Here is an 11,543-nt window from a genome sequence, read left to right as displayed (position 1 = left end):
AGTTGTGAGTTTTGCTAAATCATTTGCCGGACTTTTTCTAACTGAACTCTTAAAAGGGATGGCGGTTACAGGAAAGTACTTTTTTAAACCGAAATTTACTCTTCGATATCCTTACGAGAAAACTCCAATGTCTCCTCGTTTTCGCGGTCTACATGCACAAAGACGTTACGAAAATGGGGAGGAGAGATGTATTGCTTGTAAATTGTGCGAGGCAGTCTGTCCTGCCATGGCCATAACTATTGAATCGCACGAGCGCGAAGATGGTGCACGTAAAACTACACGATACGATATAGATTTAACTAAGTGTATATTCTGTGGATTTTGTGAAGAAAGCTGTCCTGTGGAGGCTATTGTTGAAACTCATATTCACGAGTATCACGGCGAAAAAGCAAGTGACTTGTATTTTACTAAAGACATGTTGCTTGCAATCGGTGACAAATATGAACCTGAGATTGCTGCTAGACGTGCAATTGACGGTAAATACCGATAGGTGTTTAAGATATGACTTTTACTGATATTTTATTTTACTTATTAGCAATCATATTGCTTTACGCAAGTGTGCGTGTGGTTCTTGCAAGACATCCTGTAGTAGGAGTTTTGCATTTGATACTTGCATTTTTTACCGCTTCAATGCTGTGGATTCTAATAGGTGCTGAATTTTTAGGGTTGCTCCTCATCATAATTTATGTCGGGGCAGTCATGGTCTTATTCTTGTTTGTGGTTATGATGGTTGATGTTTTGCCAGAGACATTAAGAAAAGACTTTCGTACCTATCTTCCAATTGGTTTAGTTGTAGGTGGCATCATGGTTGCTGAGATTGGGTTTATTCTTGGATCAGCATATTTTGATACTTCATCACCTATGACTTGGCCTGAAACCTACAACAATGCTCTTGCACTAGGTATTGAGATGTACAGTAAATATTCCTATCCAATTCAAGTAGGTGCTCTAATCCTTTTAGTTGGAATGATTGCAGCTATCGCACTTACTTTGCGTGAGAGAAAAAATCGTAAATATGTATTGGTTAGTGATCAGCTCAAAGTACAAGCCAAGGATCGCGTACGTCTAGTTAGCTTAAAATCTGAGCCTCGTGTTGAGTCCTTAGCGGATAATGTCAGTGATATACCTGCTGATGTTACTATTACTGGAGCTAAGCATACTTCAGCCGCAGAGAGGGACGCAAAAGAAGTTAAAAATGATAGAGATCTTAAAAATATCAAACCAGCAGCTGGCCAGCCCTCACCTGTGAAGCCAGGAGAACCTGCAAAAGCACAACTAGCACAAAATGATAATACTGCACCTGTGGAGTCCACCAAGGAAGCTAAGTCTGATGCTACTAAATCCGAAGCAAAATCAGCACCGAATAATGAGGAGGTAAAAAAATAATGACACTTTCACTTGCTCATTACCTCATTCTTGCGGCCATACTTTTTGCTCTAGGAGTATTTGGTATATTCTTTAATCGCAGAAATCTTATTGCACTGCTTATGTCGTTGGAGCTCATTCTTCTTGCAGTTAATATTAACTTTGTAGCATTTTCATTTTGGAATCCAGTTGATGGTTTGCCTGACCCATCTGGTCAAATCTTCGTTTTCTTTATATTGACTGTAGCGGCTGCAGAGGCAGCAATCGGCCTAGCGATTTTGGTATTATTGTTCCGCAAACTTAACTCGATTAACGTCGATGACGTATCGCAATTGAAGGGCTAAGGTTATGAATATGTCTACACTTTCACCAACTTTACTCATAGCAATTGCACTAGCTCCTCTACTAGGTGCGATACTTGCTGGTCTTTGTGGTACTAATTTTCTTTCTAATTTCGTTACTCGTAAAGGTGCACACCTAATCACTATTGCACTAGTAGCATTTTCTGCAATTGCTTCAGGCTTTGTGCTTTATGAAGTAATCGTTAATGATGCCTATTTCAATGAGATGTTTTACACTTGGTCTGAAATTGGTTCTTCAACTGATGAATCTCACTTTGCAATTGAATTAGGTTTTCTGATTGACCCTTTAAGTGCCATGATGATGGTTGTGGTTACTTCAGTTTCTTTGATGGTTCATATTTATACCATCGGATACATGGCTGATGATCCTGGCTATCAAAGATTCTTTGCATATATTTCTCTGTTTACCTTCTCTATGCTTATTCTAGTCATGGGTAATAATATGTTATTACTCTTCTTTGGCTGGGAGGCTGTTGGCTTAGTTTCGTATTTGTTGATTGGTTTTTGGTATACAAAAGAGACTGCGATTTTCGCAAATATGAAAGCTTTCCTAGTTAATAGGGTGGGTGACTTCGGATTCTTGCTTGGAATAGGTCTATTGTTTGCATATTCGGGCTCACTTAATTATGCAGATGTATTTGCTCAGGCTGATAGACTTGATCAAATCACTGTTATGGGAGATTGGCATCTTCTTACTCTAGCATGTATCTGTCTTTTTGTTGGGGCAATGGGTAAGTCTGCTCAAGTTCCACTGCATGCTTGGCTACCTGATTCAATGGAAGGCCCTACACCGATTTCTGCATTGATTCACGCAGCTACCATGGTGACAGCAGGTATATTTATGGTGGCACGTTTTTCTCCATTGTATGAGCTTGCACCGAGTGCATTATCCTTGATTATTATTGTTGGTGCGATAGGGGCATTATTCCTTGGCTTACTAGGTCTTATACAAAACGATATTAAACGTGTAGTGGCTTATTCTACTTTATCGCAATTAGGATATATGACTGTTGCACTTGGTGCTTCCGCATATTCTGTTGCAGTCTTCCATTTAATGACACACGCATTCTTTAAAGCACTACTTTTCTTAGGTGCGGGTTCAGTCATAATTGGTATGCATCACAATCAAGATATCCGTTATATGGGTAATGTTCGCAAATATATGCCTATAACATGGATTACTTTCTTAATAGGCACACTATCCTTAGTTGGAACACCATTTTTCTCAGGTTTTTACTCCAAAGAGCATGTTATAGAAGCAGCTAAATATGCGGATGTGTGGGGTGCAGGATTTGCTTATTGGGCTACTTTAATTGGAGTCTTTGTCACATCACTTTATTCATTTAGACTCTACTTTATTGTGTTCCATGGAGAAGAGAGGTATCACTTGGCACCTGTGGATGATCATCATAATGATGGACATGTAGAACATGACCACGGTCATTCTAAACCACATGAATCGCCGTGGGTGGTTACATTGCCACTAATATTATTGGCTATTCCTTCTATATTTGTAGGTGCATGGGCAATCGATTATATGCTGTTTGGCGGCTTCTTTAAGGAAGCAATATTTGTAGATACCTCTGTACATAAAGCGATTACCGAATTAGAGCATCATTTCCACGGATGGGTTGAATATGGCTTGCATGCCTTTACAACTGTACCATTCTGGCTTATGGTTGCAGGCTTTGTTGTTGCATTGTATTGTTACGTGATTGACAAGACATTGCCAACGAAAATCGCAAAATCGCTCTCAGGCCCTATACGCATCTTGGAGAACAAATATTATGTGGACTGGGTCTACGAAAACGTATTCGCTGCTGGAGCTAGATATATTGGTCGATTCCTTTGGAATGCAGGGGATAAAGGTATCATCGAGGGAGTGTTCATCGGTGGTGCTACTAGAATCGTAAACTTGCTTGCAGCAACAGGACGATTCTTCCAATCTGGATACATTTACCATTACGCATTTGTGATGATAGTTGGTCTCATGGTCTTAATAACATTATTTTTATTTATGAAATAAGGTAGGCATATGACTTCTTCAATTCCTTGGCTAACCTTATCGATATTTGTTCCTGTAATAGCAGGCTTGTTTGTGCTTTTCTTCGGAGGCGATGATAGAGCTGAGTACACTCGTCGCATGGCTCTTATCGGGGCTATCGTAAGCTTCGTAGTAACTATCCCTTTGATTGCTGGATTCGATGCAAGCACAGCTGAGTTCCAATTTGTAGAGCATGTTGAGTGGATCTCTGCTTTTAATGCCTCTTATCACTTAGGTGTGGACGGTATCAGTGTCTGGTTTGTACTCCTTACTGCTGTTACTACTATTTTGGTTATTGTTGCTGGCTGGGAGGTTTTTAAATCTCGCATCTCACAATATATGGCTGCATTTTTAATTCTATCGGGATTGATGATAGGCGTATTCGTTGCACTTGACGGCTTATTATTTTATGTATTCTTCGAAGCGACTTTGATTCCGATGTATATCATTATCGGTGTGTGGGGTGGTCCAAATCGAGTGTATGCAGCATTTAAATTTTTCTTATATACGCTTTTAGGTTCATTGCTTACTCTTATTGCGTTTATATATTTATATAGCCAATCTGGGACATTTGAAATTTCTCAATGGCATAATCTGCAACTTGATATAACACCGCAGTTGTTTATATTCTTCGCCTTATTTGCGGCATTTGCAGTTAAAGTTCCGATGTGGCCCGTCCATACATGGTTGCCTGATGCCCACGTCGAAGCACCTACAGGTGGTTCAATGGTTCTAGCAGCCATTATGTTGAAACTTGGGGCCTATGGATTTTTAAGGTTTTCATTGCCAATTACACCAGACGCATCTCACGATATGGCTTGGCTTATGATAACTCTTTCTCTTGCTGCGATTATCTACATTAGCTTAGTTGCAATAGTTCAAGAGGATATGAAAAAACTTATTGCCTACTCTTCCGTTGCTCACATGGGTTTTGTAACTTTAGGTACATTCTTGTTTACTGCTATAGGTCTTGAGGGGGCCATCATTCAGATGATTTCTCATGGCTTTGTATCTGCTGCTATGTTCATGTGTATCGGTGTTATGTATGATCGTCTGCACACCCGTCAGATTAAGGACTATGGAGGCGTAATTAATGTGATGCCTAAGTTTGTGACTTTCTTCGTATTGTTCTCCATGGCTAATAGTGGCCTTCCTGGCACAAGTGGTTTCATCGGAGAATTTTATGTAATTCTTGCTGCGGTTCAACATAATTTCTGGATTGGTTTGTTAGCGGCTACTTCACTAATTCTTGGAGCAGCATATTCTTTGTGGATGGTTAAGCGAGTAGCTTACGGCCCAATCCGCAATTCACAAGTTCGTGAGATGTTCGATATCGATAGTCGTGAGTTTGCAATTCTTGCGATACTTGCGGTGTTTACTATATTTATGGGTGTTTACCCACAAGCATTTACTGATGTGATGCATGTTTCAGTACAAAATTTACTTGAGCATGTATCTCATTCGAAACTATAGAGGCTAAGAGAATGGAAAATCAATTTAACTATATTCTTGCGCTTCCTGAGATCATTCTATGCATATTTGCAATTCTGATTCTCTTAGGTGATGCCTTTTTACGTTCAGTTGATAGTGTGACTAGTTATTTTCTATCATTGGGTACATTGGCTATAACTCTAATCATTACGCTTGTTCAGTGGACTCAAGGGGTTGTAGGGCATACCTTTTACGACACCTTTATCGTGGATTCATTCGCACATTTTCTTAAAGTATGCTCGATCATCGCTGTAGCCGTTACTTTGGTATACGGCCGTAGATATCTGGTAGAGCGTCATATGGTCAAAGGTGGTGAGTTCTATTCTCTTGCCTTATTTGCACTTCTTGGTCAATTTGTAATGATTTCAGCTTCAAGCATGCTTACGATTTACCTAGGGCTTGAGCTTATGTCTTTATCTCTATATGCCTTGGTTGCCGTACGTCGTGATAGCTTATCGAGCATTGAATCTGCTATGAAATATTACGTGCTCGGTTCCCTTGCATCAGGTTTCATGCTTTATGGTATTTCGCTTATATATGGTGCTGTTCATGGTTTAGGCCTATCACAAATTGCATCCGTGCTTGCTAGTGGAGAATACCACCCGATGGCTTTTTATCTAGGACTAGTGTTCGTGGTTGCTGGTATTGCATTTAAACTTGGTGCAGTACCGTTCCATATGTGGTTACCTGATGTGTATAGCGGGGCTCCTACCATTGTGACATTGACTATAGCATCTGCTCCTAAATTAGCTGCTTTCGCTATGGCAATGCGCCTGCTCATAGAGGGTATGCATTCTCTTCAGGAAGTATGGCAGCCTATGTTAGTTATTATGGCTGTTCTTTCACTGGTTGTCGGAAATCTCACGGCAATTATGCAGACTAACTTTAAGCGCATGCTTGCTTATTCAACTATTTCACATATTGGTTTTGTGTTGCTTGGCTTACTTTCAGGTGTTGCAGACGAACAATTAAATTCTGGTGCATATGGTTCTGCTTTGTTTTATATCGTTATATATGTATTAACGACTTTAGCTACTTTCGGTGCTATTTTATTTATGAGCAATCGTGGATTTGAAGCAGATGAAATTAGCGATTTAGCTGGCTTGAATAAGCGTTGTCCTTTACTTGCTTTTGCAATTTTGCTTATGATGTTCTCGCTAGCTGGTATACCACCGTTGGTAGGATTTTATTCTAAATTAGTTGTACTACAAGCAGCTCTATCAGCTGGATATGTGACCTTAACAATAATTGCCGTTATATTCTCTTTAATAGGAGCATTCTATTATTTACGAGTTGTTAAGACTATGTATTTTGATGAGCCTCCAGCAGCAGCCGTTCCTCTAGCTCCTGTGAGTACTGCAGGATATGGAATATTTGCAGTTAATTCCACACTAATTGTGTTGCTTGGAATAATGCCTGGCTGGCTTGTTAGTTTATGCGTTCAAGTTATAGATCAATCCCTAAAGTTCGCTAATTAATAGATGTACCCTAGTTATACAATTTGGCTAATATTGGCCATAGCTCTAGTATGTGCAAATATGCCATTCTTTACAGAAAGGATGTTTATATTTTTGCCTATGAGGCTCTCTAATGAGCCTACATCAAAATCTTCAGTATTTTATTTCTTAAGATTTGTATTGTGGTTGCTTGCGTTTGGGGCAGGGGCTTATATGGCCTCAAACGTTCTTCTAGATAAGCCTTATAAATTAGCAGGTATTGCGATTATGGTTGCGTGCTTTGTAATACCAGGCATTGCCACAAGAAAACATATTCAATTTAAAAATATATTTTTAAATTTTTTCGAAATTATCTTTCTTATGCTTTTCGTGGGAGCAATTGGCTTTTTTATTGAGGGCTATTTTTCAAATCAAGTTAGTCAAAACTGGCAGTTTTACGCTGTAGGAGCTTGCATCTTTTTTGTTATGGCTTTTCCTGGATTTGTATGGCGTCATCTAATGAATCACCCACATCTACCTAAACATAAGTTGTACGAAGTGTAGGACATATTTGTCCACCCCTATCTTTCAACCCAATCCAACACAGCATCTAATCCGCCGAAATTTATGCAGCAATTCACATCATCTGAGTGTTGCACCGCAGGTTTCGCATGAAATGCTACGGCATAGTAAGCTTCTCTCATCATAAGTAGATCATTTGACCCATCACCCATCGCAATGCATTGATTGCGAGAAGCTCCCAATTTTTCGCGTGCCTCAATAAAGTATCGAGCTTTAGCGGCTCCATCAACAATATCACACAGAACCTCACCCGTCATATAACCCTCTGAATCGAACTCCAATTCATTGGAATGAACCTCTGACAACCCTAACCGCTCCTGTAGGGCAGAAGTAAAAAAAGTAAACCCACCTGAGACCAATAAAGTATGTACACCCGCGTCCTGAGCAGTTTTCAAGAGTTCCAATGCACCCACATTAAGCCTAAGCCGTTTATCAAGCACCTCATAAAGCACATCACGATGCACCCCTTTGAGCATACCTACACGTCTACGTAAACTCTCCTTAAAATCACGAATCTCGCCTCGCATGGTTGCCTCAGTTATTTGAGCAATCGCATCCCCACGTCCAGCTACAGAGGCAATCTCATCGATACATTCAATATTAATAAGAGTGGAATCCATATCCATGGCTAATAATTTAATATCCGTCCATGACTGCTTTCCCTGGGGTAAATACGCAAAGTTCATAGACTCAGCCGCAGCCGCAGCCTTCGCCTCAGACAGAGACCCATATCCTTGCAAATCCCTCAAAATAAAGCTCTTCACGTAATCTCCTTCGGCGTTAAATATAAAATCAGCTCTCGCACCATTTGAATTCGTTTCTCGATTTCAAGCTCGCTCTCAAATTCGATGCGAAGCTTAGTCGGCCCTTGCAGCCTGATATTTCGATTTTTCTGAATCAGCTCGATAATCAGTGCTGGATCAATAATGTCCTGACTCACATCAAAGTGCAGGGTGGCAATGCCCTCGCCCACATCCACTTTCTTTATTGCAAGTCTCTCGGCCAAGATCCTCAATCTATGCGAATGTATAAGCAGTTTCGCTGGCAATGGTATCGGCCCAAATCTATCTACCAACTCCGCCTGCATATCGATAATATCGCCCTCGGTTTTCTGCAATGCAAGCCGTTTATAAATCTGTAGGCGCATATGCACATCGGGACAATAGTCTTCAGGCAACCGAGCCGAAGCATGCAAATTAATTTCAGTACCTAAATCAAACGGTGACTCAAGATCAGGTTCACGCCCATTTTTCAAAGCATCCATCGTCTTATTCAACATATCCGCATAAAGCGTAAATCCCACTTCATGAATATTTCCAGATTGTTGTTCGCCCAAAACTTCACCCGTTCCACGTATCTCCAAATCGTGCATAGCCAAGAAAAATCCAGAGCCAAGATCTTCCATCGCCTGTATCGCTTCAAGTCGCATTCTTGCTTGCCGCGTAATAGCCTCATCTCCAGGAGTAAGCATATATGCGTAGGCTTGATGATGCGAACGCCCCACGCGTCCACGCAGCTGATGCAGTTGAGCAAGCCCCAGTTTATCGGCTCGGTTGATAATGATCGTATTCGCCGTAGGCACATCGATACCCGTTTCTATAATCGTGGTGCATAGCAAAAGATTAATGCGCTGATGATAAAAATCCTTCATCACCGCCTCAAGTTCTCGCTCACTCATTTGCCCGTGAGCCACACCAATCCTAGCTTCTGGCAATAATTCCTCAAGCATCGCTTTTCGATTTGCAATCGTATCTACCTCATTGTGTAGAAAATAAAGTTGCCCGCCACGCTTTAATTCACGCAGCACTGCCTCGCGTATCGTGCCCTTATCTTCCCGTCGCACGAACGTTTTTATGGCCAAGCGTTTTTGCGGTGCGGTGGCAATGATAGATAAATCGCGTATCCCCTCAAGCGACATACTTAATGTTCGCGGAATAGGGGTAGCGGTTAGTGTCAATATATCAACTTCAGCCCTCAGAGCCTTGAGAGCCTCTTTTTGCCTGACTCCAAAGCGATGCTCTTCATCAATAATAATTAAACCGAGGCTTTTGAATTTAACCTTATTAGATAGTACTTTATGCGTTCCAATAACGATATCAACCGTACCATCTGCACAGCCTGCGATCGTTTGCGACAATTCCTTACCCGTCCTAAATCGTGACAATAACGCCACTTTCACTGGCCAATCCGCAAATCTATCGATAAACGTTTGTGCATGCTGTTCTGCAAGCAATGTTGTGGGGCATAACAAAACGACTTGCTTTGAATTAGCGACCGCAACAAATGCTGCACGCAATGCAACTTCCGTCTTACCGAATCCTACATCACCGCAAACAAGCCTATCCATAGGCTTATCACTAGCCATATCCTCAAGCACTGCCTCAATTGCTAGCTTTTGATCAGGCGTTTCTTCAAACCCAAAGCCATCTGCAAATTGTTGATATTCTTCCATCGGAATCTTAAATTTATAACCCTCGCGCATTGCACGCAAAGCATATAAATTTAATAACTCAGCTGCCGTATCGCGAACCTGCTTCGCAGCTTTTTTGCATGCTTTCTCCCATTGACCCGAACCAAGACGATGTAGTGGTGCGGATTCTGGATCGCTACCAGAATATCTTGATATCACATGCAGATGCGATACAGGCACATATAATTTCGTGTCGCCCTCATAATTAATCTGCAGCATCTCGACCGTTTCATTATTTACCTCAAGATGCACAAGCCCCTGATAACGCCCTATACCGTGCTGAGCGTGCACAATCGGATCACCCACCTGAATTTCAGATAGATCGCGCACCATCGCATCCACATCAGTATGCTTTTCACGTTTTCTCTTACTTCGTGGCAATGCCGCCGTATCTGGAAACAGGTCATTTTCCGTCAGTACATGTACACCTAACGACTGCAGTGTAAATCCACTATTTAAAGGAGCAACCACAATCGCAAACTTCGCTTCACCCGAAGCGAACGCAGTCAGATTAATCTCTTCAAATACTACGTCAACGGAAAGCCCAGACTCATACATTCGTTGCGTTAAAATTTCACGTCGTCCTGCCGAATCAACACATAAAAGAACCTTGGCCCCATCAGCGTTTAATAAAGACGAGAGTTGAGCAAATGGCTCCGCACTTCTTTTACGTACCGATATCTTTGGAGGCTCACTTATGGGCACATGTGGAGATTCAATCTCAGATAGATGAAGTCGTGGAAATTTGTTTAAAGCTTTAAAAAATGCCTCGCTCGATAAAAACAAATCTTGCGGTGGCAATACAGGTCTCTCTCGATCCGACCAAATAAATTTATATCGTTTCTGCGTATCTGCATGAAACTCTTCTATTTGCTTATTGATATCGCCTTTAGTTATCGTAATCGTACCCTCAGGCAAATAATCAAATATTGTCGCAGTGGTATCAAAAAACAAAGGCAAATAATACTCGATGCCCGAGAAATTAATGCCATTGCCCACATCGCGGTATGGTATAGCTTTTGTAGGATCGCCCTCAAATTTTTCCCTAAATTTTGTGCGAAAATTATTGCGTGCTTGCTCATCGAATGGATATTCCCGACCAGGTAATAGCTCAATTGAAGTTACTGGTACTGTACTTCTTTGAGTATCCACATCAAAAATGCGTATGGCTTCAATTTCATCATCAAATAAATCAAGCCTATAGGGAAATTGCGAGCCCATCGGAAAGATATCAATAATCCCGCCTCGTACCGAATATTCACCTGAAGCCGTAACCTGCGTTACGTGCTGGTAGTTAGCGTCAGCAAGTTGCGAAGTTAAAGCCTGCTCATTAACCTTATCCCCGCATTTAAATAAAAAAGAATGTGCACCTAAAAAACTTGCAGGTGCCAGCTTGTAAATGGCTGTAGTAGCCGGTATCAAAAGAACATCTACTTTCTTGTGATATAGCAAATTTAAAGTTTTAAGCCTCTCAGAAATCAAATCATGATGGGGCGAAAACGTATCATATGGCAATGTCTCCCAGTCCGGAAACTGCTGTACATTTAACTTTGGGTCAAATAATTTAATTTCATATCTAAGCCTATTTGCTTCAAGAGGATCTGCACAAAAGATGGCAATGCACACGCCTCTATCCCTCGCATACTCACTCACCCACAATGCATCACTAGATCCATAAAAGTGAGGTATGTCGAATCGAGTCCCGATTTTTAATTTTTCTGGAACTTTTATATTGCTTAATACAAGGGGATTTGAAAGGGCTGACACTGATGAATTAAACTCTTAGAAAGCTT

General features: G+C 41.0%; 9 protein-coding genes. 7 read left to right on the top strand and 2 right to left on the bottom strand.

Going from position 1 to position 11,543, the window contains the following annotated elements:
• Positions 1-4 precede the first annotated feature (4 nt).
• Genes nuoI through T432_RS0103140 form a run of 7 tightly spaced genes read left to right on the top strand, consistent with a single transcriptional unit; the run spans position 5 to position 7,262 of the window.
• Complete coding sequence (gene nuoI / locus T432_RS0103170) at positions 5-490, top strand: NADH-quinone oxidoreductase subunit NuoI (protein WP_014111161.1); 486 nt, start codon at positions 5-7, stop codon at positions 488-490.
• Between the two features lie 11 nt (positions 491-501).
• Positions 502-1,386, top strand: coding sequence for an NADH-quinone oxidoreductase subunit J (locus tag T432_RS0103165; RefSeq protein WP_028884150.1), 885 nt, complete (start codon positions 502-504; stop codon positions 1,384-1,386).
• Complete coding sequence (gene nuoK / locus T432_RS0103160) at positions 1,386-1,709, top strand: NADH-quinone oxidoreductase subunit NuoK (protein WP_015551441.1); 324 nt, start codon at positions 1,386-1,388, stop codon at positions 1,707-1,709. Before T432_RS0103165 ends, nuoK begins: the two co-directional genes overlap by 1 nt.
• 4 nt (positions 1,710-1,713) lie before the next feature.
• Positions 1,714-3,753 (top strand): NADH-quinone oxidoreductase subunit L, encoded by a 2,040-nt coding sequence (gene nuoL / locus T432_RS0103155; RefSeq protein ID WP_044971084.1) that lies wholly within the window; start codon positions 1,714-1,716, stop codon positions 3,751-3,753.
• Positions 3,754-3,762: 9 nt separating this feature from the next.
• On the top strand, positions 3,763-5,244 hold the full coding sequence (locus tag T432_RS0103150; protein ID WP_028884148.1) for an NADH-quinone oxidoreductase subunit M: 1,482 nt from the start codon (positions 3,763-3,765) through the stop codon (positions 5,242-5,244).
• Between the two features lie 11 nt (positions 5,245-5,255).
• Positions 5,256-6,740 (top strand): NADH-quinone oxidoreductase subunit NuoN, encoded by a 1,485-nt coding sequence (gene nuoN, locus T432_RS0103145; RefSeq protein WP_028884147.1) that lies wholly within the window; start codon positions 5,256-5,258, stop codon positions 6,738-6,740.
• A gap of 3 nt (positions 6,741-6,743) precedes the next feature.
• Positions 6,744-7,262 (top strand): DUF2818 family protein, encoded by a 519-nt coding sequence (locus tag T432_RS0103140; RefSeq protein WP_028884146.1) that lies wholly within the window; start codon positions 6,744-6,746, stop codon positions 7,260-7,262.
• Positions 7,263-7,279: 17 nt separating this feature from the next.
• On the opposite strand, the gene serB is transcribed toward T432_RS0103140, so the two are convergent.
• Positions 7,280-8,044 carry a phosphoserine phosphatase SerB gene (gene serB / locus T432_RS0103135; protein ID WP_028884145.1) on the bottom strand — a complete coding sequence of 255 codons (765 nt, stop codon included), beginning with the start codon at positions 8,042-8,044 and terminating at the stop codon, positions 7,280-7,282.
• Positions 8,041-11,517, bottom strand: a complete 3,477-nt coding sequence (gene mfd, locus T432_RS0103130; protein WP_028884144.1) for a transcription-repair coupling factor — start codon at positions 11,515-11,517, stop codon at positions 8,041-8,043. The genes serB and mfd overlap by 4 nt, the downstream gene beginning before the upstream one ends.
• Positions 11,518-11,543 lie beyond the last annotated feature (26 nt).

The sequence above is a fragment of the Taylorella asinigenitalis ATCC 700933 genome, assembly GCF_000687755.1.
In the GTDB taxonomy this organism is placed as follows: domain Bacteria; phylum Pseudomonadota; class Gammaproteobacteria; order Burkholderiales; family Burkholderiaceae_B; genus Taylorella; species Taylorella asinigenitalis.
This window is presented reverse-complemented; position numbering and strand designations above follow the sequence as displayed.